At 74.4% G+C, this 23,951-nt stretch carries 24 protein-coding genes; 8 read left to right on the forward strand and 16 right to left on the reverse strand.

Annotated features, from left to right (window positions below; genetic code table 11):
• Positions 1 to 32 precede the first annotated feature (32 nt).
• Together AB0P03_RS25720 and AB0P03_RS25725 are read left to right on the forward strand one after the other, a co-directional pair.
• Positions 33 to 1,448, forward strand: coding sequence for an MFS transporter (locus AB0P03_RS25720; protein ID WP_363631022.1), 1,416 nt, complete (start codon positions 33 to 35; stop codon positions 1,446 to 1,448).
• Positions 1,449 to 1,631: 183 nt separating this feature from the next.
• Positions 1,632 to 1,955: a DUF1330 domain-containing protein gene (locus AB0P03_RS25725; protein ID WP_363586816.1), complete on the forward strand. Its 324-nt coding sequence runs from the start codon at positions 1,632 to 1,634 to the stop codon at positions 1,953 to 1,955.
• A 13-nt stretch (positions 1,956 to 1,968) separates the two neighbouring features.
• On the opposite strand, the gene AB0P03_RS25730 is transcribed toward AB0P03_RS25725, so the two are convergent.
• Positions 1,969 to 2,922, reverse strand: a complete 954-nt coding sequence (locus tag AB0P03_RS25730; RefSeq protein WP_363586817.1) for an NAD-dependent epimerase/dehydratase family protein — start codon at positions 2,920 to 2,922, stop codon at positions 1,969 to 1,971.
• A 148-nt stretch (positions 2,923 to 3,070) separates the two neighbouring features.
• Between AB0P03_RS25730 and AB0P03_RS25735 the strand changes: the two genes are divergently transcribed.
• The gene (locus AB0P03_RS25735; protein WP_363630964.1) at positions 3,071 to 4,690 is read left to right on the forward strand and encodes an ALF repeat-containing protein; all 1,620 of its coding nucleotides are present in this window, start codon (positions 3,071 to 3,073) and stop codon (positions 4,688 to 4,690) included.
• Positions 4,691 to 4,735: 45 nt separating this feature from the next.
• On the opposite strand, the gene AB0P03_RS25740 is transcribed toward AB0P03_RS25735, so the two are convergent.
• Entirely contained in the window at positions 4,736 to 5,077 is a 342-nt protein-coding gene (locus AB0P03_RS25740; protein WP_363630966.1) for a hypothetical protein, read from the reverse strand.
• Positions 5,016 to 5,258, reverse strand: a complete 243-nt coding sequence (locus AB0P03_RS25745) for a hypothetical protein (RefSeq protein WP_363630967.1) — start codon at positions 5,256 to 5,258, stop codon at positions 5,016 to 5,018. Before AB0P03_RS25745 ends, AB0P03_RS25740 begins: the two co-directional genes overlap by 62 nt.
• A gap of 255 nt (positions 5,259 to 5,513) precedes the next feature.
• Here AB0P03_RS25745 and AB0P03_RS25750 point away from each other — a divergent pair, with 255 nt between their 5' ends.
• Positions 5,514 to 6,035, forward strand: a complete 522-nt coding sequence (locus tag AB0P03_RS25750; RefSeq protein WP_363630969.1) for a peptidylprolyl isomerase — start codon at positions 5,514 to 5,516, stop codon at positions 6,033 to 6,035.
• 71 nt (positions 6,036 to 6,106) lie between these two features.
• Here AB0P03_RS25750 and AB0P03_RS25755 read toward each other — a convergent pair whose 3' ends face one another.
• The 5 genes from AB0P03_RS25755 to AB0P03_RS25775 all read right to left on the reverse strand — a co-directional run bounded on the left by AB0P03_RS25755 (position 6,107) and on the right by AB0P03_RS25775 (position 10,873).
• Positions 6,107 to 6,715 (reverse strand): response regulator transcription factor, encoded by a 609-nt coding sequence (locus AB0P03_RS25755; RefSeq protein ID WP_363586822.1) that lies wholly within the window; start codon positions 6,713 to 6,715, stop codon positions 6,107 to 6,109.
• Entirely contained in the window at positions 6,712 to 7,935 is a 1,224-nt protein-coding gene (locus AB0P03_RS25760; RefSeq protein ID WP_363586823.1) for a histidine kinase, read from the reverse strand. The genes AB0P03_RS25755 and AB0P03_RS25760 overlap by 4 nt, the downstream gene beginning before the upstream one ends.
• A gap of 11 nt (positions 7,936 to 7,946) precedes the next feature.
• Entirely contained in the window at positions 7,947 to 8,369 is a 423-nt protein-coding gene (locus tag AB0P03_RS25765) for a hypothetical protein (RefSeq protein WP_363630971.1), read from the reverse strand.
• A gap of 184 nt (positions 8,370 to 8,553) precedes the next feature.
• Entirely contained in the window at positions 8,554 to 9,657 is a 1,104-nt protein-coding gene (locus tag AB0P03_RS25770) for an RICIN domain-containing protein (RefSeq protein ID WP_363630973.1), read from the reverse strand.
• 91 nt (positions 9,658 to 9,748) lie between these two features.
• Positions 9,749 to 10,873: an alpha/beta hydrolase-fold protein gene (locus tag AB0P03_RS25775; protein WP_363586826.1), complete on the reverse strand. Its 1,125-nt coding sequence runs from the start codon at positions 10,871 to 10,873 to the stop codon at positions 9,749 to 9,751.
• Positions 10,874 to 11,173: 300 nt separating this feature from the next.
• On the opposite strand from AB0P03_RS25775, the gene AB0P03_RS25780 reads away from it, so the two are divergent.
• A complete protein-coding gene (locus tag AB0P03_RS25780) occupies positions 11,174 to 12,283 on the forward strand; it encodes a LuxR C-terminal-related transcriptional regulator (RefSeq protein ID WP_363630975.1) in 1,110 nt (369 codons plus the stop codon).
• 51 nt (positions 12,284 to 12,334) lie between these two features.
• On the opposite strand, the gene AB0P03_RS25785 is transcribed toward AB0P03_RS25780, so the two are convergent.
• Positions 12,335 to 15,094 carry a M4 family metallopeptidase gene (locus tag AB0P03_RS25785; RefSeq protein ID WP_363630976.1) on the reverse strand — a complete coding sequence of 920 codons (2,760 nt, stop codon included), beginning with the start codon at positions 15,092 to 15,094 and terminating at the stop codon, positions 12,335 to 12,337.
• 237 nt (positions 15,095 to 15,331) lie between these two features.
• Between AB0P03_RS25785 and AB0P03_RS25790 the strand changes: the two genes are divergently transcribed.
• The gene (locus AB0P03_RS25790; protein WP_063352855.1) at positions 15,332 to 15,985 is read left to right on the forward strand and encodes a class I SAM-dependent methyltransferase; all 654 of its coding nucleotides are present in this window, start codon (positions 15,332 to 15,334) and stop codon (positions 15,983 to 15,985) included.
• A 65-nt stretch (positions 15,986 to 16,050) separates the two neighbouring features.
• On the opposite strand, the gene AB0P03_RS25795 is transcribed toward AB0P03_RS25790, so the two are convergent.
• The 3 genes from AB0P03_RS25795 to AB0P03_RS25805 are packed head-to-tail and all read right to left on the reverse strand — an operon-like array spanning position 16,051 to position 17,892.
• Positions 16,051 to 16,527: a hypothetical protein gene (locus AB0P03_RS25795; protein WP_363630978.1), complete on the reverse strand. Its 477-nt coding sequence runs from the start codon at positions 16,525 to 16,527 to the stop codon at positions 16,051 to 16,053.
• A 10-nt stretch (positions 16,528 to 16,537) separates the two neighbouring features.
• Entirely contained in the window at positions 16,538 to 17,251 is a 714-nt protein-coding gene (locus AB0P03_RS25800; protein ID WP_363586830.1) for an AraC family transcriptional regulator, read from the reverse strand.
• Between the two features lie 53 nt (positions 17,252 to 17,304).
• A complete protein-coding gene (locus tag AB0P03_RS25805) occupies positions 17,305 to 17,892 on the reverse strand; it encodes a hypothetical protein (protein WP_363586831.1) in 588 nt (195 codons plus the stop codon).
• A gap of 221 nt (positions 17,893 to 18,113) precedes the next feature.
• On the opposite strand from AB0P03_RS25805, the gene AB0P03_RS25810 reads away from it, so the two are divergent.
• Complete coding sequence (locus AB0P03_RS25810) at positions 18,114 to 18,575, forward strand: SRPBCC family protein (RefSeq protein WP_363630979.1); 462 nt, start codon at positions 18,114 to 18,116, stop codon at positions 18,573 to 18,575.
• A 32-nt stretch (positions 18,576 to 18,607) separates the two neighbouring features.
• Here the strand turns inward: AB0P03_RS25810 and AB0P03_RS25815 are convergent, their stop codons facing one another.
• The 4 genes from AB0P03_RS25815 to AB0P03_RS25830 all read right to left on the reverse strand — a co-directional run bounded on the left by AB0P03_RS25815 (position 18,608) and on the right by AB0P03_RS25830 (position 22,653).
• Positions 18,608 to 19,285, reverse strand: a complete 678-nt coding sequence (locus AB0P03_RS25815) for a response regulator transcription factor (protein ID WP_363586833.1) — start codon at positions 19,283 to 19,285, stop codon at positions 18,608 to 18,610.
• Positions 19,282 to 20,661 carry a histidine kinase gene (locus AB0P03_RS25820; protein WP_363630981.1) on the reverse strand — a complete coding sequence of 460 codons (1,380 nt, stop codon included), beginning with the start codon at positions 20,659 to 20,661 and terminating at the stop codon, positions 19,282 to 19,284. The genes AB0P03_RS25815 and AB0P03_RS25820 overlap by 4 nt, the downstream gene beginning before the upstream one ends.
• Before the next feature lie 175 nt (positions 20,662 to 20,836).
• Positions 20,837 to 21,688: an ABC transporter permease gene (locus AB0P03_RS25825; RefSeq protein ID WP_363630983.1), complete on the reverse strand. Its 852-nt coding sequence runs from the start codon at positions 21,686 to 21,688 to the stop codon at positions 20,837 to 20,839.
• Entirely contained in the window at positions 21,685 to 22,653 is a 969-nt protein-coding gene (locus tag AB0P03_RS25830) for an ATP-binding cassette domain-containing protein (protein WP_363589069.1), read from the reverse strand. The genes AB0P03_RS25825 and AB0P03_RS25830 overlap by 4 nt, the downstream gene beginning before the upstream one ends.
• A gap of 335 nt (positions 22,654 to 22,988) precedes the next feature.
• On the opposite strand from AB0P03_RS25830, the gene AB0P03_RS25835 reads away from it, so the two are divergent.
• The gene (locus AB0P03_RS25835; protein ID WP_363630985.1) at positions 22,989 to 23,915 is read left to right on the forward strand and encodes a hypothetical protein; all 927 of its coding nucleotides are present in this window, start codon (positions 22,989 to 22,991) and stop codon (positions 23,913 to 23,915) included.
• Positions 23,916 to 23,951 lie beyond the last annotated feature (36 nt).

Below are 23,951 nucleotides of genomic sequence, written 5' to 3' on the forward strand. Positions count from 1 at the left end.
CCCCGACCGCCGGCACCACCCCCACCACCGGCATCGTCGCCACCCTCGCCTTCACCGGCACCGTGGCCGCGATCATGCAGACCCTGGTCACCCCGCTGATCGGCGAACTGCCCCGACTGCTGCACACCGCGCCGTCCAACGCCTCCTGGGCGATCACCGCGACCCTGCTCGCCGGCGCCGTCTTCGTCCCGATCAGCGGACGCCTGGGCGACCTGCTGGGCAAACGCCGCATGCTCCTGGCCTGCTGCGTACCGCTGTTCATCGGATCGGTCCTGTGCGCCCTCGCCTCCGCGGCCGTACCGATGATCATCGGCCGCGGCCTCCAGGGCATGGGCATGGGCGTCGTCCCGCTCGGCATCAGCCTGCTGCGCGAAGTCCTGCCGCCCGAACGGCTCGGCTCCGCCATCGCCCTGGTCAGCGCCTCGATGGGGATCGGCGGCGGCCTCGGCCTGCCGATCGCCGCCGCCGTCGCCCAGTACGCCAGCTGGCGGGCCCTGTTCTGGGGCGCCGCCGCCCTCACCCTCGTCGTCGCCGCGATGATCCGCTTCCTCGTCCCCGCCCCCGCCCGGCGCCCCGCCGGCGGCCGCTTCGACCCCGTCGGCGCGGCCGGCCTGGGCGCCGGACTGGTCTGCCTCCTGCTGCCCGTCTCCAAGGGCGCCGACTGGGGCTGGACCGACCCCCTCACCCTCGGCCTGTTCGCCGCCGCCGCCGTCCTGCTCCTCGCCTGGGGCCGGTGGGAACTGCGCTGCCCCGAACCGCTGGTGGACCTGCGGGTCACGGCCCGCCCCCGGGTCCTGCTGACCAACGCCGCATCCGTCCTGGTCGGCTTCGGCATGTACGCGCAGGCGCTGATCATCCCCCAGCTGCTCCAACTCCCCGAGGCCACCGGCTACGGCCTGGGCCGGTCGATGCTGGCCATGGGCCTGTGGATGGCGCCCTCCGGCCTGATGATGATGGCCGTCTCACCACTGGGCGCACGCCTGTCGGCCGCGCGCGGCCCCAAGTTCACCCTGGTCGCCGGCTCCCTCGCGATCGCCGCCGGATACGGACTCTCGATGGTGCTCATCGGCTCCACCTGGGGCGTCCTGGTCGTGACACTGGTGTGCAACAGCGGCGTCGGCCTGGCCTACGGCGCGATGCCCGCACTGATCATGAGCGCCGTGCCGCTGTCCGAGACGGCGTCCGCGAACAGCTTCAACACCTTGATGCGCTCGCTCGGCACCTCCGTCTCCGCCGCCGTGGTCGGCGTGGTCCTCGCCCAGCTGACCACCACCCTCGGCGGCCACACCCTGCCCTCGGAGAGCGGCTTCAGGGTCGGCCTGCTGATCGGCTGCGGCGTGGCCCTGGCCGCCGCCGCGGTCGCCGCCACCATCCCCGCCCCGCCCGCCGGGGCCGCACCCGCCACTACCCACCCGGCACCCGCCGCCAAGGACACCGCCACGACCTGACCACCCAACCCGCCACGACCTGACCACCCGCCACGACCTGACCACCCGCCAGCCCGCCCCCGGCACCCGCCGGGGGCAGCCGCGCTACGTACCCCCTACCGATCCGCGACGGATTCGCCCCCACCACCCCCACCCGTACCGTCGGAGACCACGGACACCGGACCAACCCCCAGGAGAACAGCGATGACCGCCTACGCGATGGCCCAGGTCCACTCGGTCGAGTTCGGCCCCGACATCGTCGAGTACCTCCAGCGCATCGACGCCACCCTGGACCCCTTCGACGGCCGCTTCCTCATCCACGGCGACCGGATCGAGACCGTCGAAGGCACCTGGGGACAGGACCTCATCCTCATCGAGTTCCCCGACCACCAACGCCTGCGCGCCTGGTACGACTCGCCCGCCTACCAGGAGATCCTCCCGCTGCGCACCCGCCACATGGCCGCCGACGTGGTCTTCGCCCGGGGCGTGCCCGCCGGCTACCGCGGCGCCGACGCCCTCAAGCACTGACCGGCCCGGGGGCTCAACGCCCCTGCGCCCGCTCGCGCCACCACCGCACCGTCGCCTCCACCTGCTCCTCCGGCGCGGTCGCGCGCACCGCGAAGGCGGCCTCGTAGGCGGAGGAGTCCACCACGAACGGGCGGTCGAACTGGTAACGGACCTCGCGCAGTTCACGCAGCAGCGGGGAGAACAGCCCCGCCGCGCCCAGCAGCGCCTGCGGGAGCCGGCGCACCGCGACCGGTCCGACGCCCGCCTGCGCGGCCAGCCGCTCCACCATCGCGCGCACCGGCAGCGCGGGGGCCGTCGGCACGTGCCAGGCCCGCCCCCAGGCCCGCTCCTCGCCCGCGACCTCGGCCAACGCCCGCGCCACGTCCGGCAGGTACGTCCAGCTGTGCGGCGCGTCCGGGTCGCCGAGCACCGCGATGTTCCGGCCCTTCAGCAGGCCCGGCATCACCCGCGAGGCCAGGTGCCCGCCGTCCGTCACCCCGGGGCCGAAGAAGTCCGAGGCCCGCACCTCGACCGCCCGGATCCGCCCGGCCCCGTGCAGCGCCCGCGCCTGCTCCCACGCCGCCGCCCGCACCCGCCCCTTGGGACCGGCCGCGGCCAGCGGCAGGTCCTCGGTCATCGGGCCGCGCACCGGCCCGTAGCCGTAGAGGTTGCCGAGCATGACCAGCACCGCCCCGGTGGCCTCGGCCGCCGCGCACAGCGAGGAGGCCAGCGCCGGCCACCGCGCCGCCCACTGCGGCAGCGGCGGCGCCGCGCAGCCGTAGATCGCCGCTGCGCCGCGTGCGGCCTCCGCCAGCCGCGCGCGATCGCCCGCGTCCAGCGCCACGTGCTCGATGCCGGGCACCGGGGCCCCGCCCCGCGCGGGGCTCCCCGACCTGGTGACGACCCGTACGGCGTGCCCCTGCCCGGCCAGCAGGCGGGCGGTGGCGGCCCCGGCGGGCCCGTATCCGACAACCACGTGGAAGCTCATCCGCCCCACCCTAGGGTCTGGGGCCGTGGGTGCCGCGGGTGCTGCGAGGGTGCGGTGCGGGCGACGGCAAATACTTGGTATGGCAACCGTAAAAGACGATCTATGCTGGCGGGCGTTCACAATCTCTCCGCACAACACAAGGTACTGAATGAAGCTGCCCCGGGTGTCCGCCGTCGTCGCGGCCGCCGTCCTGGCCCCCACTGTCCTCTTCCCGTCGATGGCCTCCGCCGCCGACAACCCCCAGCCGGCCGGCGTCTCCGGCCCTGACACCGCGTCCAAGGGCGCCGAGGACCAGGGGACGGGCCAGGAGGAGCACGACCGCGCCGAGGTGCGGCGCATCCTCGCCGACAAGGAGAGCGGCCCGGGCGTGCGCGAGGCGGCCCAGAAGGCGCTGAACGGCGCCGCCGCCGACCTGCGGCACTTCCTGGACGTCGAGCTCCACGACCAGCGCGTGATCGACAACCGGGTGAAGGCCTACCAGGTCCTCGCCGTCGGTGGGCCGGCCGTCAAGAAGGCCGCCACGGCCGCCCTGCGGGGCGGCACCGCCGAGGACGTCGCGAAGTTCCTCAAGGAGGGCCAGTTCACGGCCCGTGCCGAGGACGAGGACCGCGCCAAGGTGCAGGGCATCCTCGACGACAAGGAGACCGGCCCGGCTGTGCACGCGGCGGGGGAGAAGGCCCTCGCGGGCACCGCCGCCGACGTGCGGCACTTCCTGGACGTCGAGCTCGGCGAGCGGCGTCAGACCGACAACCGGCTGAAGGTCGCCCGGATCTTCGACGGCGCCGGGCCGGCACTGAAGAAGGCCGCCGGGAAGGCGATATCCGGCAGCAACGAGGAAATCCTGGCCTTCCTCAAGGAGGGCCAGTTCATCGCCCGCGCCGAGGACGAGGACCGCGCCAAGGTGCAGGGCATCCTCGACGACAAGGAGACCGGCCCGGGCGTGCGCGAGGCGGGGGAGAAGGCCCTCGCGGGTACCGCCGCCGACGTGCGGCACTTCCTGGAGGTCGAGCTCCGCAAGCAGCGGGCCGACGACAACCGGGTGAAGCTCGCCCAGATCATGGCGGTCGGCGGGCGGGCCGTGTGCGAGGCCGCCAGCCGGGCGCTGGACGGCGGTACCGACGAGGACGTCGTGAAGTTCTTGAAGGAAGGCCAGTTCACGGCCCGTGCCGAGGACGAGGCCCGTGCGAAGGTGCAGGGCATCCTGGACGACAAGGAGACCGGCCCGGGCGTGCGCGAGGCGGGGGAGAAGGCCCTCGCGGGCACCGTCGCCGACGTGCGGCACTTCCTGGACGTCGAGCTTCCCAAGCAGCGGGCCGACGACAACCGGGTGAAGCTCGCCCAGATCATGGCGGCCGGTGGGCGGGCCGTGTGCGAGGCCGCCAGCCGGGCGCTGGACGGCGGTACCGACGAGGACGTCGTGAAGTTCCTGAAGGAGGGCCAGTTCACGGCCCGTGCCGAGGACGAGGCCGCCGCGAACAAGCCGGCCCCGCAGCCGGCCCGGCCCGCCGAGCAGCCGCAGACCGCCACCGGCGCCCAGTCGGCCGTCCAGCCCGCCGCCCTGACCACCACGACGGGCACGACCGCGGGCGCGATCGCGGCGGGCACCACCGCCGGGACGGCCACGGCCACCACGGGCACCACCCGCCCCGGCCAGCTCGCCGCCACCGGCACCGAGGGCCTCGGCTGGGAGGCCGGCGGCGCCGCCGCGGCCCTGGCCGCGGGTGCTGCGCTCGTCGTCGCCTCCCGCCGCCGCTCCACCGAGAGCTGACGCCCCCGAGCGTCCCCGGCCGCCCACGCGTCCGGGGACGCACGTTCAGCCGCGGGGGCGGCGCTCGGCGACCGCCCGGGCGAGGTCCGCGTGCCAGCGGGCCGCGTTGCTGCCGTCCAGCTGGCCCGCGAAGGCGCGCCGCGCGGCCTGCACCAGCTCGGCCGAAGCGTGCGGGTACGCCTCCCAGACCGCCCAGAGCGCGTTCTCGGTGTCCTCGTCCAGGCCCGTGCAGGTGAGCGGTCCGGTCCCGGACAGGGTCTGGGCCAGCACCGCCTCGAAGACCCGCCGCAGCCGCTCGTCGTCGTCGCGCCCGCGGGCGGGGCGCTCAGCCACCATCGCCGCCGCCGCCGCCACCGCCGCCGCCATCGCCATCGTCGCCGCTGTCACCGCCGCTCAGGCTCCGGTTCCGGCGCCGGCTGCGCGAGGAGCGGCGCAGCAGGGACCCCGAGGCGAGCGTCACGGACGCCACGGCGCGCACCCAGCGGGGGCCGCCGCGTTCGGCCCACACCACGCACACGCACCCGCCGACCGCGATCACCAGGACACCGACCAGCACGGTACCGACCACGTCTCACCCCTCTCCCGTCCATCCCGTTTCCGGGCCGATCCTCTCAACCCGCAGCCCCGGCTCGCACCCCCGACCCCGCCCGAAACCGGGCCGATCCGGCGTTCAAGCAGACAACCCGCTTGCCATGCAGATGAGTTGGCGCCACGAGGCATTTGCCGGTGTCGAGGCCCCGCGCCGGGTGCGATCACGAACCCGCCGTGTGCCAGGATGCCGACGCTGATCCCCTCTCCGACCATCCGAGCAAAGGAGTCCGCCATGGCCAAGGGCCTGTTCGCGACCCTGCACACCACCCTGGGCCCGATCCGGCTGGAGCTGTTCCAGTTCCACGCGCCGAAGACGGTCCGCAACTTCGTCGAACTCGCCGAGGGCGCCCGGGAGTACACCGACCCGCGCACCGGCGGGCCCGGCAGCGGCCCGTACTACGACGGCACGCTCTTCCACCGCGTGGTGGCCGGCTTCATGGTCCAGGGCGGCGACCCCACCGGCAGCGGCACCGGCGGCCCGGGCTACGCCTTCGCCGACGAGTTCCACCCCGAACTGCACTTCACCAGGCCCTACCTGCTCGCCATGGCCAATTCCGGCCCGGGCACCAACGGCTCGCAGTTCTTCATCACCGTCGGCACGCCCGCCCACCTGAACCGTCGGCACACCATCTTCGGCCAGGTCGCCGACGCCGACTCCCGGGCCGTCGTCGACGCCCTCGCGGCCGTCCCCACGGACGGCGAGCGCCCCGTGGAGGACGTCGTGATCACCGAGGTCACCGTCGAGCGGCTCTGACGCCTGCCCCGGCAGTCCGGCAGTCCGGCAGTCCGGCAGTCCGGCAGCCCTGCGCCCGTCGTCCGGCGGTGTCACAGCCAGCCGCGGTCGTCGGCGGTGCGCAGGGCCTCGGTGCGGTTGCGGCTGGCGGTCTTGGCGATGGCGGAGGAGAAGTAGTTGCGCACCGTGCCCTCCGAGAGGTAGAGCTTGCCGGCGATCTCGGCGACGCCGGCCCCGGAGCGGGAGGCGTTCAGCACGTCGCGTTCCCGGGCGGTGAGCGGGGAGGCGCCGGCCGCCAGGGTGGCCGCGGCCAGTTCCGGGTCCACCACGCGTTCGCCCGCCGCGACCCGGCGGATGGCGTCGGCGAGCACTTCGGCCGGCGCGTCCTTGACGACGAAGCCGACCGCGCCCGCTTCCATCGCCCGGCGCAGGTAGCCGGCGCGTCCGAAGGTGGTGAGGATGACGACCCGGCAGTCGGGCACCTGCTGGGCCAGGACGGCGGCGGCGGCCAGGCCGTCGAGGCCGGGCATCTCGATGTCCAGGAGGGCCACGTGGGGCCGGTGTTCGCGGGCCGCGTCGACGACCTGGTCGCCGCGTCCGACGGCGGCGACCACCTCGAAGTCGTCCTCCAGGTCGAGCAGGGCGCACAGCGCGGTGCGGACCAGTTCCTGGTCCTCGGCGAGCAGCAGGCGGATCGTCATGTCGTCCCTTTCCGGGCGGGGGCGCGCCCGTGGCGGGCGCTCGGCGGGACGGTGACCAGCAGCCGCCACCCGCGCGGGCTCAGCGGGCCGGCTTCGACGGTACCGCCGGCCGCCGCGACCCGTTCCCGCAGCCCTCTCAGGCCCTTCCCGACCCCGCTGCCCTTCCCGACCCCGCTGCCCTCGCCGGTCCCGCCGGTTCTGCCGTCCGCGCCCGTCCCGTCGTCGCGGATCTCCACGGAGGAGCCGGTGACGGTGACGGTGCAGCGGTCGGCCCGGGCGTGCCGGACCACGTTGGTCAGGCCCTCGCGCACCACCCAGCCGAACAGTTCCCCGTCCCGCGTGGCGACGGGGTCGGTGGACGTCGGCAGGTCGGCGACCACCCCGGCGGCGCGCAGCAGTTCGCGTCCGCGCGCGAGTTCGCCGGCCAGCGTGACGTCGCGGTAGCCGGTGACCGCGGCCCGGACGTCGGCCAGCGCCTGCCGGGACAGCGACTCCACCGCGGCCATCTCCGCCAGCGACTGGTCGGGGTCCTTGGCGGCGAGGCGCTGGGCCAGGCGGGACTTGACGGTGATCGCGGTGAGCGAGTGCCCGAGCAGGTCGTGCAGGTCGCGCGCGATCCGGTTGCGTTCGGCCTCCGAGGCCAGCCGCGCCACCTCGGCCCGGGCGGCCACCAGGGCCTGGTTGGTGGTGGCGATCTCCGCGAACGCCCCCGTGGTGAGCACGGTGAACAGCAGGGCCAGCGCCTGGAAGGTGCCGGGCCCGGCGTGCCAGGCGGGCACCGCCCACGGCACCAGCAGGGCGGCCAGGGTGGCGGTGACGGTCACCAGGGTGGCGTGGCGGCGCCGCAGCACGGCGACGAAGGAGACGACGACGATGGCGAGGTAGAACGCGTTCTCGTGGGCGAACGGCAGCGCGGCCAGGAACAGCGCGCTCATCACCGCCAGCAGCAGGAACACCTGTCGCCGCCGGCGGTGGATCATCGCGGTGGCGGTGAGGACGAAGCAGAGGCAGAACGCGCCGACGACCGCGTACCCGGCGACCAGGGCCGCCCCGGACACGTTGCCGCTCACGGCGACGGCGGTCAGGCACGGGTAGACCAGCATCCCGGCGCTCAGCATGATCCGCCGCCAGCCCTGCACCCACCGTTGCGGGGCGCGCTCCCCTGTGGCGCGCTCCGCGGCGGCGTGCCCGGGGAGGGTCGCCTGCGTGTCCTCGTCCACCCTCGCCCGCCTCACGTCGCATCGGATCGCGCGAACAGGGTACGCAGGTGGCGTCCGTTGATCACGGCGGCCACCCCCGCCAGCACCAGCCCGCACAGGGCCTGCTCGGCCTTCATCCAGAACGGGAAGGTCCCCGGCACGCAGATGATCACGACGATCGCGGCGATCATGACGGCCGAGATGATCCGCAGCCGCCGGTACGCCGCGTGCGATCCGCGGGCGGCCCGGGTGGTGAACAGGTACGTGACCACGGCGCTGGCCACGACGAGGGTGCCGCGGATCCACACGGCCGGGTTCACCAGGTCGGGGTGGTTGCGCAGGACGTAGGCGGCCGCCAGGGTGACGACGCTCAGGCCCAGGTAGGCGAACACCAGTCGCCTGACGGTGCGGAAGGCCCGAACGGTGTCGGGGTGGTTCACGTCGGTGGAGGTCATGCCCCCATGCTGTCCGCGCCGCGCCCCCGCCCGGCAGTGTGCTGCCGCACCGGCCGACCGTGACAATTGTCAGCAGGTCAGGGCAGGTCAGGGTTGGGGGGAGGGCCGGGGAAGGGCCGGGGGAAAACGGGGCCGCCGCCCGGCGGGGCCGGGCGGCGGCTGGCTGTCGGTCGTGCGGTGGGGCTCAGGTGCAGCTGGTGAAGGTGGGGCTGGTGTTGGCGATGTAGAGGGTGGCGCCGCCGCTGGGGTCGGAGGTGAGCGGGACGGTGACGGTGTCCTCGGCGGTCCACGGGAAGCCGCGGGCGTCGAACGTCCAGTTGCCGGTGACCTTGCGGGCGAGTTCGGCCAGCGTCACCCAGCCGTACTGCTGGGGCGGGACGTTGACGGTGACGGCGTTGTTGACGGTGGTCGAGCCCTGCCAGACGTTGCTGTAGTTGACGGCGGTCTTGACCGCGGTGGTGAAGACGCCGCCGGGCGCGCCGCCGGAGATCTCCGCCCCGATCTCCCCGCCGAGGGTGCTGGACCAGCCGGTCATGTTGGTGACCGCGAAGTTCTGCTGGGCGGCGCTGCTGGTGTTGTTGAACCAGATTGAGGAGACGCAGATCTTGGGCAGCGGCGCCGCGGGGGCCTCGCTCTTGACGGCCCAGGAGCAGGAGGAGACGTCCTTCTGGCACTGCTTGGCGGCGTGGTCGACGGCGAGGCTGCGGGCGGCCTGCGGGAAGCCGGTGGACCACTGCTGGTTGGCGGTGCCGTTGCAGGTGTACTGGTCGGTCCAGGCGTCGTCGTACTGGGCGCCGAGCAGCAGGTCCAGGCAGGTGTTGTCGCCCAGGTGGCGGATCATGAACGCGTCGGCGGCCCCGGCGACCGGCTGCAGGAACCACCGCTGGCTGGCCTGCCCGGCGCAGGTCTGCTGGCGCAGGGCCGGGGTGAAGAAGGCCAGGTCGATGCACTTGCCGGTGTCGTTGTTGACGATGGTGAAGGAGAAGTCGGAGGGGTCGACGCTCAGCCGCCAGGACTGGTGGTAGCCGGGCGCCGAGTTGGTGACGATGTAGGCGCCGTCGCCCATGGTGCCGTTCTGGACGTCGAGTTGGCGCCCGTTGCTGAGGGACTTGATGGTCAGACACTGCTGCGGGGAGGCGCAGGCGGCGGCCGGCGCCGTGGCGGCGTGGGCCCGCGCGGTCGCGAACGGGGAGGCGGTGAAGCCCAGGGCGGCGCAACAGGCCACCAGGACGGCCGCGATCAGGCGCAGCCAGGGAGCCGTTCGGCTCGGGGTCGTGGCGGAAAGCACGGGGGTCGGGTCCTTTCGTCGGGAACGGGGAGAGGGAGAGGGGAGAGAGGGGAGAGGAGGCGGAAGGAAGGAAGGAAGGAGGGCGGGCCGGTCAGGCGGCGGCGAAGGCCGCTTCCAGGCGCGGGACGTAGTCCACGAGGTCCTGCGCCCAGCAGCCCGCGCTGTGGCCGCCGTTGCAGGCGGTGCCCCAGCCGGCGCCGTTGCCGTAGTCGACGTAGTGGTAGCGGTAACCGAGGGCGTCCAGGCGGTCCTTGAGGCGCTTGGCGGTGCCCTCGGCCCAGAACTCCATGTCGGAGGCGCTGCCGTTGCCGTTGCCGGTGTAGACCGCGATGCCGGTGTCGGCGAGCGCGCCCACGCGGGAGACCGGGTCCGCGGCGTTCCAGCGCCAGTCGGCGTTGAACACCGGGTACGGCGAGCCGAAGATCGCGTCGCTGGAGACCGTGGGGCCGAAGTCGAGGCCGCAGGGCTTGCCGTCGCTGGGCCCGCACAGCACGGTGCCGGCGTTGGTCAGGGTGGCGACCACGGCCCCGCGGATGATCATCTCGTTCACGGAGAGGTCGTTCGCGCCGGACATGGTGAGGACCTGGCCGAACAGCTGGGGCCGGTCCTGCGCGTAGTGCAGCGCGCCGAAGCCGCCCATCGACAGGCCGCCGACGGCCCGGCTCCTGCGGCCCGTCAGGGTGCGCAGGTTGGCGTCGATGAACGGGACGACCTGGTCGAGGTGGAAGGTCTCCCAGTTCTGCGCCCCGGCGGCGGTGTTCTGGTCGAGCCAGTCGGTGTACCAGCCGCGCAGGCCGCCGTCCGGGATGACGGTGATCATCGACTGCGCGGCGGTGAGGGCGGGGTAGGCCAGGGCCGGGTCGCTCGGGTTGTCCGAGGCGCCGTGCAGGAAGTACAGGACCGGGTAGCGCTTGGCCGGGCTGGCCGCGTAGTCGGCGGGCAGCAGGATCCGGATGGTGTGCTCCCCGGCGACCTGGGGTGTGGTGACGGTGAGCACGAAGTTGGTGGCGCTGCCGGTGGGGGCGCCGACCTGGGTGAGCCCGAAGCCGTCCTTCATCGGCGGCGGGGCGGGGGCCTCGGCGGGCGCGGCGGGCGCGGCGGGCACGCCCAGCAGCAGGAGGCAGGCGGCCAGGGCGGCGACGGCCGTCCTGGCGTGCCGGAGCCGGGCGCGCGGGGGCCGTACGGGCGGGCGCCGGGCGGGCTGGGCTGGTGTCATGGGTCGTCCTTGGCCGTGAGGGTGCCGCTGTTCCCGGGGGGAACCGCTGGAACTGTCTGAGCACCGACAACTCTTGCGAGATCACCTCGCGGTCCGCCAGAGCGCCCTGCGGCGCACCTGGGCCACTGGCGCATGTGCGCCACCGGCGTGGGTAGCCTCCGACGGCCCGTCCGGGCGACACCGGCACAACGACAAGCCGACAAACCGACGAGCGGACGGGCCGACACAACGGCACAGCGCCGAGCTGACGAGCCGATACACCGACACACCGATACACCGATACACCGATACACCGACACGATGACGGGGGACGTCGTGCACGACGTGCTGGATCCAGACTCCGAACGCGGCCGGATCTACCGCTGCCTGGTCGGCCGTCCGCAGGCGCGGGCGGCGGAGCTGGCGGCCGGGGTCGGCCTCGGCGAGGGCGTCGTCCTGGCCGTGCTCAGGGAACTCGCCGACGAGGGAGTCGTCGTGGCCTGCAACGGTGAGGGCCCGCGCGGCGACGGCCCGCGCGACGACGGCCCGCGCGACGACGGCCCGCGCGACGACGGTCACCGCGACGACGGTCACCGCGACGACGGTCACCGCGACGACGGTCACCGCGACGACGGTCACCGCGACCGCGCCTGGGAGGCGCTGCCGCCCGGCCGGGTGGTCGAGGCGGTGCTGCAGAGCGACGCCGTCCGGCAGGCCGCGGCGCGCCGGGCCGGGGCGGAACTGGAACGCCTCTACCGCTTCGCCCGGCGCGACGCCGGCACCTACGGCGCCCTGGAGGTGGTCGAGGACGCCGCCCAGGTACTGGCGGCCAGCCGGCGACTCCAGCTGGCCGCCCGCCACCAGGTGCGGGTCATCGACGTGCCGCCCTACTCCGGCAGTTCGGCCTACTACCTCGACCAGGAGGTGCTGCAACGCCAGCGGATGGCCGCCGGGGTCGTCTACCGCTCGATCTACCACGGCTGCGCCTTCGACGACCCGGTCGCGGGCCCCAACATGGCGCGCATGATGGAGGCGGGGGAGCAGGCCCGCACGCTGGACGATCCGCCGCTCAAGCTGGCCCTGGGCGACGACGACCTGGCGATCGTCACGCTGGCGGCCGACGGGCGCCCGGGCGTCGTCTCGCTGCTGATCCGGCCCTCGGGCCTGCTGCGGGCGCTGGCCGCGGTGTTCGAGACGCTCTGGCGGCTGGCCGTCCCGGCGTCGGTGTCCGCCGCCGACCTGCAGATCGGCGAGCGGGACCGCCGCATCCTGACCCTGATGGCCAGCGGTGCCACGGACGACGCCATCGCCCGGCGGCTGGGGCTGGGGCGGCGCACGGTGGTGCGCCGGGTCTCGGCGCTGCTGGCCCAGCTGGGGGCCACCACGCGTTTCCAGGCGGGCGTGCAGGCGGCCCGGCGCGGTTGGCTGTGAGCCGTCCGTGCCGGGCCGGACCCCTGGGGGGTGGGGGTCAGGGAAAGGCGGTCAGCAGGTGCCCGCCGCGCGGTCGCGCACGACCAGGTCGGTGCGGCCGGGGGTGGAGTCCAGCCAGACCACCCGGGTGCCCTGGTCGGCGGCGGGCTGGTCCTGGCCGCCCCGGTCGCAGGAGAGGCGCTGCGGGGTGCCGCCGCCGGTCGGCAGCTGCCAGAGCTTGGGCAGTGCGGCGTTGGTCCAGCCGCCGGCGGGCTTGGTGCCCTCGACCTTGTAGGTGACGGCCTGGTCGGAGGCGGTGAGGCTGCCGCCGCGCGTCGGGGCGTTCGGCGAGTCGGCGGCCAGCACCTCGGTCACGCCGGAGCCGTCCAGGGCGCCGGAGCGGATGGAGGCGCGGGCGGTCGCGCCGTCGGGGGTGTCCAGCCACAGCAGCCGTCCGCCGGCGAGCCGGGCGGAGGAGGCGGTGCTCGCGGCGGCGCCGGGAGCGGCGTGCGCGGTGTACTGCGCGGTGACCTTGCCGGCGGCGATCGAGTAGACGGTCGGCGCGGTGACGTACTGCTGTCCGTCCTGCCAGGACTCGGTCCAGGCGAGGTAGCCGTCCTTGAGGGTGAGGTCGTCCGGGTGGTGCCCGTCGGCCAGCGGCAGTTCGACCGCGGGGGCCCCGTCGTGGGACAGCCGGATGCTGGTGCGGTGGGTGGTGAAGTCGTTCACGGTGAAGGCGATGTCGCCGCCGGAGACCTGGGGGCTGCCGGGCTCCGTCCCGTCGGCGAGGAACAGGCTGCGGACCGGGCCGGCGCCGGACAGCGGTGCGGCCAGCAGTTCGCGGCTGTGGTTCTGGGCGGTGGTGCCGATGGCCTTCCACACGGCGGTGGTGCCGTCGGTGGCGGGCCAGCTGTGGTAGCGGCCGTCGTCCGGGCTGAGCCGGACGGGGGCGCCGCGCCCGGTGGTGGAGCCGGTGTACAGCGCGGTGGTGTCGGGGCGGGTGCCGCCCGTGCCCTTGACCGGGTCGGGGGCGGGGGCCATCGCCACCCAGTGCCCGCCGCCGGCGGCCGGGGGCGCCATCGAGTAGGAGAGGTTGCGCGCCAGCGTGCGGCTGTCCATGCCGATCCGGCTCTCCCAGCCGGGCTTGATCCCGTGCGCGTCGAACGCGGCTGCCACGGTGCGCAGTTGGGCGTGGCTGAGGCCGAGGTCGCGGCCGGCCGCCAGGGCCGCGTTGCGCCCGGCCACGAAGTCGTCGAGCGGGGTGAGGTAGGCGGTGAGCGCCCGGTAGACCACCCGGTCGGCGGTGAGCGGGTCGAGGGTGCGCCGGACGTCCCACAGGGCGCCGCTGAAGATGGTGGCGTTGAGGTGCTGTCCGCCGTTGTCGACCGTGCCGCCGAGGTAGTCGTCCACGGTGGTGCGGTGGTCGTCCATCCGGCGGTCCGCGCAGGCCTGCGGGGTGCCGGTGCGGCACTTGCTCTCGCCGAGCAGCGCGGCCGCCGGGTCGTTCATGGACATGCCGCGGGCGGTGACCTCGATGGCGTTGCCGAAGTAGTCGGCGATGCCCTCGTTCATCGCGCCGGCCTGGCCCATGCCGGCCAGGTCGGCGGTGTTCGATATGACGCCGTGGGTCATCTCGTGCCCGGCGATGTCGAGGGCGGCGGAGAACGGGTAGTAGTTGGGGCCCCCGCTGCCGTAGACCATCTTCTTCCCGTCCCAGTACGCGTTGGCGTAGGGGGCGCCGTCCTGGGTCACGTTGACGACGGAGGTGATCGCGCCGCCCTTGCCGTCCAGGCCGTTGCGGCCGAACCGGTCGTGGTAGAAGTCGTACACGATACCGGCGTTGACGCTGGCGTCGGTGGCGCCGCTGGTGCCGGCGGAGGCCGGGAAGTCCGGGCCGGGGGAGTGGGCCGGGGGGAGGTCGGCGGGGATGCCGCCGCCGAAGTCCATCTCGTCCCGGCCGCCCGCGTCGTAGGTGGTGATGGCGGCGGGCCGGGTGAGGTCGGTGAGCTGGTAACTGCCGTCCGGCAGGCGGGCGATGTTCACCTTGGCGGAGTTGCCGTGGGCGTCCGGCGCGGTCCCGGTGGCGGGTTCGAGGCCGGCCGCGGCGCTCCCGTCGGCGGCGCTCCCGGCATTGCCGCCCGTCGGGAGCGGGGCGCGGGTGTCGTAGGCGAGGGCGACCACGCCGACGGTGGCGTCCACGAAGACCTCGCGGGCCGCCGGCGCCCCGGTCGCCGGGTCGGCGGCGTGCACGGTGAAGCGCTGGGCGAGCCGGCCGGCGCCGTCCGGCAGGACGACCAGGCCGTGGTCCTCGGCGGTGGCCGCGGCCCGGGCCTTCGGGTCCTGGACGGAGCCGAGCGCCAGGTCCCGCAGGGCGGCGGCCGGGACGGTGGCGGTGGTCGGCACGGTCAGGCCGGTGAAGTACTTGCCGCCGACCGACTCGACGCGCTGCCCGGCGCCCTCGCCCGTCAGGTGCACCAGGTACTGCGCGCCGAACACGGGCACGCCGTCGTGGCGCTGCTCGAACCTGACGGTGCGCCGGCCGTCGGCGGTGCTCTCGGATCCGACCTCGGCCAGCTCGCCGGGGTCGACGTGGTAGCGGTCGGCGTGGGCCGCGAGGTGGGCGCGGGCGGCGTCGGCGGGGCTGCCGACGGCCGGCTCGGCCAGGCCGGTGACCAGCTGTGGGGCGGCGGTGTCCTGACCGGCCACCAGGGAGGGCACCGGGTCGGGGGTGGCCGCGGGCCCGGCCAGGGCGGGCGGCGCGGCCAGGGCCAGCGCCACCACGGTGGTGGCGCCGATGCCGAGTGCTGTGGACGTGCGGGAACGACGGGGCACGGAGGTCCTCTCGCAGGGCCGAACGGTGGTCGCGGCGGGCCGGCCGCGCCGGACCACCGCGACGATCACGATAAGTCATCCAACGTCATATGTCGATAGACTTTCTATGTGCCCTCGGAGGGCCGGAACCCGACCCCCGCAACCGGCCCCGCAACCGGCCCGGAAACCCCAACCCGCCCCGCCCGGCGAGCGATTCGTTCAAGACGCCACCACACCCCCCGGCCGACACTGACCCGCATGACCGATCGCGCCTTCACCCCCGCCGCCGGCCGCCTCGGCCCCGTACGCCTCTACGACCCCATCGTCTCCCTCACCCGCGAACGCCTGTGGCGCAGCCTGCTCGCCATGCACGTGGCCCCCCGCCCCGACGACGTGATCCTCGACGTCGGCTGCGGCACCGGCTCACTGGCCGTCCTCCTCGGCCGCGTCGAACCCCGCGCCCGCGTCATCGGCGTCGACCCCGACCCCACCACCCTCGAAGTGGCCCGCCGCAAGGCCGCCGCCGCCGGAGTGACCCCCGAATGGCACATCGGCATGGGCGACGCCGTCGCCGACCTCGTGGGCGCCGAAACGGCCGACACCGTCGTCTCCAGCCTCGTCCTCCACCAGTGCCCCATCCCCATGAAACAGGCCGTCCTCGCCTCCATGCACACGGCGCTGCGCCCCGGCGGCAAGCTCGTCATCGCCGACTTCGGACGCCAGCGCACGGCCGCCATGCGCCTGGCGTTCCGCATCGTGCAACTGGCGGACGGCAAGGAGGACACCCAGCCCAACGCCGACGGCATCCTGCCCCGGCTGATCACCGAGGCCGGCTTCCACGGCGTGCGCGAGACCGAGACCGTCTCCACGCTCACCGGCTCGCTGTCGTTCTACGTCGCCCGCCGCGCGTAGGCCGCCCGTCGGGTTCCCCGTGCGACCGGTGACCACGGGTACGCCGGCGGGCCCGCGCCTCCTGCTCAGCCGGGCGTCGTGTACTTCACCCGCTCCTGGAGCGGGGTCAAACGCTCCGTCAGCCGGCGTGTCTCGATGCTCTCCACGCGGTCGGGCGGTTCGTCCTCGTCCCCGGCCCAGCACATGTAGATGTCGACCGTCCCGTGCGGGAGGGCCGCGGACACCAGCGCCGCCAGGAATTCTCGGGAGTGCTTCTGAGCGAGGAACTCCTCGCGCTCCTCGTCCCGCATCGCGTCGACGAGCGCCATCGCGTCGGCCGTGTCGGTGAACCCCTCCCACTCGAACCGGGAGCTGTTGAATCCGCAGCCGCAGCCCTCGTGCGAGCCGACGTAGGTCACGTGCGGTGAAGTGAAGCGGGCTCGAACGGGCGCGTCGGCGGCGATCTCGCGAACCCCGCAGTAGCAGGTCCCGAGCTGGGGACCGGCGGTGCAGGGGATTGGCAGCACGGGCTGTTCGGTTCCGATCCACACCATCAGACACATGCGGACGAGGCTACGCCGGGCCCGAGGCACCAGCCCGGCCCGAGGCGCGCAGCACCGGGAGCACCGCGGACGGCGTCAGCCCCGTCATCTCCCGCATCTGCCGGCTGAAGTGCGCCTGGTCCGCGAAGCCGCCCGCCAGCGCCGCCTCGGCGAGCGTGCGCCCCTCGCCCAGCGCGTCGGCGGCGCGGGCCAGCCGCCGCCAGATCCGCCAGCGCGCCAGCGGCACCCCCAACTGCCGCCGCGCCAGCGCCCGCAGGCGCTGCGGCGACAGCCCCACCCGCGCCGCCAGCCCCGGCAGCGCGACCCGGTGGTCCGTCAGCGCCTCCATCGCCGCCCACAGCCGCACGTCCACCTCGGCCGACGGCAGCACCCCGGACGGACACAGGTCCTCCTCCACCAGGTCCCGCCACTGGGGTGCCACGGTGACACCGTCACCGCACCCCGCCCGCAGCCGGTCCGCGAACGCGCAGTGCGGATCGACGAAGAACGCCGACACCTCCCGGACCGGCGCCATCCGGTGCCACACCATCGGCGCCACCACCACCGCCGCACCCCGGTGGCGGACCCCGGCCCCGTCCACGATCGTCACCTCGCCGCCCGCCGCCGCGACGGCAACCTGGAACGCGGCGTGCCGATGTGACGTACTGTCCGCCAACGGCCCCCGGTACAGCGCGTACCCCGCGCCCACCACGAAGCGCCGCCCGATCCCCTCCCGCTGCCCCATCCGCCCGATGCTGCCAGAGCGCCGCACCCGCCACCCCGGATTCCGGCCACCCCCTAGCGCCGCAGGCCCACCTCGCGGGCCTTCCAGGCCAGGGCCATCGCGAACCGGACCGTGCCCACCAGCCCGGCCAGGGCGAGCGCGATCCACAGCGGGATCCCGAGCAGGCTCGGCCGGCCCGTGATCATCCGCTCGCCGGCGAGCCACACCCTGGTCTCGTGGCCGTCCGGATACAGCTTCCCGGTGGGCCGCTCCTCGCTGAACTCCCGGCCGCCGGCACTCCAGTGGTACGTGCAGCCGTAGATGTCGCGGCCCTGGTTCTGGTCGTCCAGCTCCCGGCCCGTCGTCCGGCAGCCCGTCACGGTGGCCGTGACGCCGGGCGGCTCGTGCAGCCTGGTCCGGACGGCGTAGGCGGCCTGCGCCGCCGCGAACACCGCGCCCAGGGCGAGCACCAGCAGCAGCACCAGCGCCACACAGGAGACGACGTAGTCGGTGGTGGAGACCCGACGCAGCAGCGGCAGCGAGGCACCGACGGCCGCCAGCAGCGCGACCCCGCACACCACCAGCCACCACCGCCGATCGCCCGGCAGATCCTGCGACCCCGCCCACACCACCGGCCCGGCCGCGCCCCCCAGCACCGCCACCCCCGCCACCACACCCACCGCACACCGCCGGTGCAGCGCCCCCCACTCCACGGAAGCCTCGCGCCCCACCCCGCCCCCTCTCCCCGCCGCCCACCCGCCCGACACCGCCACCCCCGAGGACGCCCCCACCCGATGTCACGGTTTCGGTCCGCGCCCGGTCTTCATCGGTGAACAGGGCGCGGCAGACACCCGCGCCCCCCGCTGCAGGAGAGGGACGAGCCATGGAAACCGTGACCGTGCGACGGGTCATCGCGGCGCCGATCGCCGAGGTGTTCGACTGGTGCGCCACGAGCACCAACTACACCCGCTCCCCGTTCGTGCTCAGGGCGCGCCTGGCCCGGCCCGGCGAGGGCGCGCCCTACGGGGTGGGCGCCGTGCGGCTGCACACCTGGCTGATCGGCTGGTTCAACGAGCGGATCACCGCCTACAACGCCCCGCACGGCTTCGACTACACCGTCGACCGCAGCTTCCCGCCGGCCCGGCACGAGTTCGGCCGGATGGCCTTCGAGGAGGTCCCCGAGGGCACCCTGGTCGTCTGGACGACCGGCTTCGCGCTCCCCATCCCCCTCGTCGGCGCGGCCTTCGCCCGCCGGGTCGGCAAGCCCGTCATCGCCCACGTCTTCGGCGCCATCCTGGCCGCCGCCGCCACCGACCTCGAAGCCGCCCCGAAGAAGCGCCCCTGACGCCGCGCCCCCCACGGCAGGAGCGGGACGGCTCAGGCCGGCGGGTTCGGCCGGTTCAGGCCGCGGTCGTAGGCGAAGATCACGGCCTGCACCCGGTCCCGGGCGCCGATCTTCGACAGCACCCGGCTGACGTGCGTCTTGACGGTCGACTCCGCGAGCACCAGGCGCTGCGCGATCTCGCCGTTGGTCCAGCCCCGGCCGACCGCGACCAGGATCTCGCGCTCGCGCTCGGTCAGGGCGTTCAGCCGCGGATCGTCCTCGGCGGCCGCGCCGGGCGGGCGCACGGGCAGGTGGTGGGCGTAGGCGTCCAGGAGGCGCCGGGTGATGGCGGGGGCGACGACGGCGTCGCCCTCGGAGACGGCGCGGATCCCGGCCAGGAGGTCCTCCGGGCGGGCGTCCTTGAGGAGGAAGCCGCTGGCGCCGGCGCGCAGCGCGGCGTGGGCGTACTCGTCGAGGTCGAAGGTGGTCAGGACGAGGATGCGCGAGCGCCCGCCGGTGGCGACGATGCGCCGGGTGGCCTCGATGCCGTCCATGCCGGGCATCCGGATGTCCATCAGGACGACGTCGGGCCGCAGGTCGGCCGCCAGGCGCACGGCCTCGGCGCCGTGCGCGGCCTCGCCGACGACCTCCGTGCCGGGCTGGCTCTCCAGCAGCATCCGGAAGCCGTACCGCTGGAGCGGCTGGTCGTCGACGATGAGGACCGTGGTCACGTCAGGCCGCCTGTCGGGTCGGGGTCGGGGTCGGGGGTGAAGGCGCCGGGGCCGCCGGGTCCGTCGGGTCCGTCGGGTCCGTCGGGTCCGTCGGGGGTGAGGTCGAGGACGGCCTCCACGGTCCATCCTGCCCCGGGCCCGGGCCCGGCGGTGACGGTGCCCCCGTACAGGGCCGCGCGTTCGCGCATGCCCGTGAGCCCGTGCCCCTCCTCGCCCGCCGCACCGCCGCGCACCGCCCCGCCGGGCGGACCGCCGTCCCGCACCCGCACCCGCAGGCGGCCGCCCTCGGCGGCCAGCGTCACGTGCGCCCGGGTGTCGGGCCCGGCGTGCTTGAGGGTGTTGGTGAGCGCCTCCTGGACGATCCGGTACGCCATCAGCTGCACCCCGCGGTCCAGCCGCTCCACCTCGCCGCGCGCGGTGTACACGACCTGCGGCCCGGCGGCCCGGATGCGCGCGCACAGCCCGTCGAGGTCGGCGATGCCCGGCTGCGGCGTGAACTCGGGGCCCTGCTCGCCCTGGTCGCGCAGGACACCGAGCATGCGCCGCAGCTCGCCCAGCGCCTGGCGGCTGGTCTCCCCGATCAGCAGCAGCGCCTCCCGGCCCCGCTCGGGGGAGGCCTCGGTCGCGTACGCGCCGCCGTCCGCCAGGGTGATGATCACGGACAGGTTGTGGCCGATGATGTCGTGCATCTCCCGGGCCACCCGGGTGCGCTCGGTGGCGGTGGCCAGCCGGCTGCGCTGGTCGCGCTCGACCTCCAGCCGCGCCGCCCGCTCGCGCAGCCCGGCGAGCTGGGCCCGGCGGATGCGCACCGCGATGCCGACGGCCACCGCCGCCGTCGCCGCGCTGAACAGGAAGAACAGCGCGTCCCCGACCGGCAGCCCGCCGGACAGCTCCACCGCGACCAGGGCCGACGCGCCGGTCATCGCCGCGCACGCCCACGCCAGGTGCCGCAGGCTCCCGTGCAGGGCCAGGCTGTAGAGGGCGACGAGCAGCGCGACGTCCGCGCGTAGCGCCACCCCCAGCGACCACTGCAGGACGAACACGGCCGCGACCGCCGCGAACGCCGCCGCCGGTCGCCGCCGGCGCCACAGCAGCGGTAGCAGCAGCCCCGCCTGCAAGGCCAGCAGCGCCGCCAGCGGCGGGCGGGCGAAGACGATCCGGTGCTCGCGCGCCCGCTCCCCGCCGTCGTGGAAGGGCAGCAGGTCCGGCAGGCAGAACAGCAGGAAGACCGCGGCCACCACCGCGGTGTCCAGCACCCACGGGTGGTCGCGGTCCGCCTGCCGCGCCCGCTGCCCCAGCCGGGCCAGGCGCGCGAACACCGGGTACCCCGACAGCGGGTCGCCCCCCGCCCCCACGGCGGTGTCGTGCTCGCTCACGGTGTCACCTTCGTCCAGCTCGTCCGGAACGGTCGTCACCTTCGTCCAGCCCATCCGCAACGGACGTCACCTTCGTCCAGCTCACCCCGGAACGGATACGGATACGAAACGGGCCCGGTGCGGCACCCGACTCGAACGGGCACCGCACCGGGACGTCCACGCAGTCTCCCAGCCCTCAGGCGTCGCTGCGCATCAGCCGCACGGCCGCGCCCGCCAGGGCGAGCACCGTCCACAGCAGGAAGACCGCCAGCCCCGCGGCGGGCGACAGCGTGGTCGCGTCGTGGTGCAGGGCGAACATCGCCTGGCCCGCGTTGCTGGGCAGGTACGGGCTGATGTGGTCCTGCCAGGACGAGGGCAGCAGCGAGATCAGGCCGGGGACCAGCATCAGCGAGGCCACCAGCACCGAGATGCCGCCCGCCACCGACCGCAGCAGCGCGCCCAGCGCGACACCGATCACGCCCACCAGGGCGAGGTAGAGCCCGGCCCCCAGCAGGCCGCGCAGGACGCCGGCGTCGGAGAACGTCATCGCCGCGCGGGTACCGGAGAGGATGCCGCTGTCGGCCGCGAAGGCGACGAACACCCCGACGGTGCCCAGCAGCAGCACCACCACCCCGTACACCGCCGCCTTGGACCACAGCACCGGCAGCCGGCGCGGCACCGCGGCCAGGGTGGAGCGGATCATGCCGGTGGAGTACTCGCCCGCGGCGACCAGCACGCCCAGGACGCCGAACGCCAGCTGCGCGAAGTTGGTGCCGAACAGCGACAGGCTCAGGGCACTGGCGTCGGCGAAGTCCCCCCGATCCATCGGGCGCCCCGAGGTGATCCTCGACTTGAACTGGAATGCGGCGATCAACCCGAACGCGACCAGGAACAGCAGGCCCAGGCCCAGCGTGATCCAGGTCGAGCGCAGCGACCACAGCTTGGCCCACTCCGAGCGCAGCACGCGCACGGGCGTCACCCGGTAGGCGGGGCGCGCGGGCCGCCGGTCGGCGGCCGCGGACGTCTGGCTCGGTGCGATGGTGCTCATGCCGCGCTCCTCGGGGACTCGGCGCCGGCACCCGCACTGGCGGCGGGCCCGGTCGCGGTGGTGGTGCCGTGGTACTCCACGGCGTCCCTGGTCAGCTCCATGAACGCCTCCTCCAGGGAGACCGTGCGGGTGGTGAGCTCGAACAGCGCGATGCCCTGCTCGGCGGCCCGCAGGCCGATCTCCCGCGCGGCCAGGCCGGTGACGAGGAGCTCCTCCGAACCGGAACGGCCGGTGACCTCCACCCCGGGCCCGGCCAGCGCCGTGCGCAGCCGGGCCGGATCGGCGCTGGCCACCTTCACCACGTCGCCGCCGGCCTGGCGGACCAGGTCCTGCACGGTGGTGTCGGCCAGCAGCCGGCCCCGCCCGACGATGATCAGGTGGTCGGCGACCAGCGCGACCTCACTCATCAGGTGCGAGGACACGAAGACGGTGCGGCCCTCGGCGGCCAGCGAGGTGAGGAGGTTGCGGATCCACAGCACGCCCTCCGGGTCGAGACCGTTGACCGGCTCGTCCAGCATCACCGTCGCCGGGTCGCCCAGCAGCGCCGCCGCGATCCCCAGCCGCTGGCCCATGCCCAGCGAGAACGCCCCGGCACGCTTCCTCGCCACCGACTGCAGCCCCGTCAGCTCGACGACCTCCTCCACCCGCGAGCGCGGGATGCCGTGGGTGTGCGCCTGGGCCATGAGGTGGTTGAACGCGGAGCGCCCCGGGTGGATCGACTTGGCCTCCAGCAGCGCCCCGACCTCCTGCAACGGCGCCGCGTGCGCGGCGTAACGGCGCCCGTTGACGCGCACCGAGCCGCTGGTGGGCGCGTCCAGCCCGACGATCATCCGCATGGTGGTGGACTTCCCGGCACCGTTGGGCCCGAGGAAGCCGGTGACCGTGCCGGGCTTGACCATGAAGTCGAGCCGGTCGACGGCGGTCTTCTCCCCGTACCGCTTCGTCAGCTGGTGCGCCTCGATCATCGCTCACCCCTACGCTCCGGGGCCGGACCGTCCCGGCCTCCCTCACACTCCACGCTAGGCGCGGCGCCGGCGCGATCCGTGGTACCCCGGACCGATCATCGGAGGGGGCACGGTACCCCGGTACCACGTCAGGACCGCCTGTTGCGGTTACATCACGACGTGTCCGATTCATCGAGTATTGGACCGGAGTGCGGCGATTAACTTTGTTGGCAGTGATGCGAACGGTCTCTCATAATGCCTGCTGAGACGCGTGATGGACGGTCCGGAGAACCGCCGGGGGAGCGGTTTGCGAGGAAGTCCGTGCGCGAGATCCCACATTTTCCCGGGGGAGTTCCTTGTCCGCGCCCGAAAACGAAACAGCCGCCGTTCCGGAGCAGCCCGACGCCGCGCCGGAACCGGCCGCCGTACCGCAGCACCCCGCTGCGCCACAGCACCCCGTCGTACCGCAGCACCCCGTCGTACCGCAGCCCGACGCTGCGCCGCAGCACGCCGTCGCACCCGAACCGGCCGCGCGCCGGCTGCCGCGCGCCGTCGGCGTCGCGCTGGCCACCGCCGGCCTGCTCGCCGTCACGGCGACCAGCGCCGCGGTGACCGTCGCCGTCGGCAGGCCGGACACCCGCCCGGCCGCCGCCGCCGCACCCGCGCCGGCCACCACCACCGCCTCCAGTCCGAGCCCGACGGCCTCCGCCACCCCGCTACCGGTGCCGACGCCCACCGCCGCCCCGACCACCCCCAAGCCGGCCAGCACCGTCAAGGGGACCGTCAACGGCGGCAAGCACGAGGGCGACCTGCGCTACTTCCTGCTCCCGATCCCGGACGGAGGCGAGTCGTACGGGCCCGCGGACGGGATGACCATGACCAACGACGACGTCGCCGACCTGTTCGGCAAGCAGGACGGCATCATGGACATCCTCGGCTCGTACGGCTACCAGTCGGGCGCCACCCGGATGTACCGGACGGCCGACGGCAAGGCCGAGGTCACCGTCACCCTGCTGCGCTTCGGCTCCACCTCGATGGCGCGCGAGTTCGTCCAGGGATACACCCTCAAGTCGCAGGACCCGATCGACATCGACGGCGACCCGAACGCCCACGGCTACCTGCACAAGCCCAAGCAGCAGGCGTACACCGGCTCGATGACCGGCATCTCCAGCCAGGGCGACGTCCAGTACACGATCGACGTCGAGGTGAAGGGGACACCGGACAAGGCGCTGCTGAGCGGGCTGATGAAGCGCCAGCGCGAGTGGCTCGCCTCCGGCGGCTGAACGCAGCTGAACGCGGTTGAACGCGGTTGAACCCGC

It is taken from the genome of Kitasatospora sp. NPDC088779, assembly GCF_040685395.1.
Lineage (GTDB): Bacteria > Actinomycetota > Actinomycetes > Streptomycetales > Streptomycetaceae > Kitasatospora.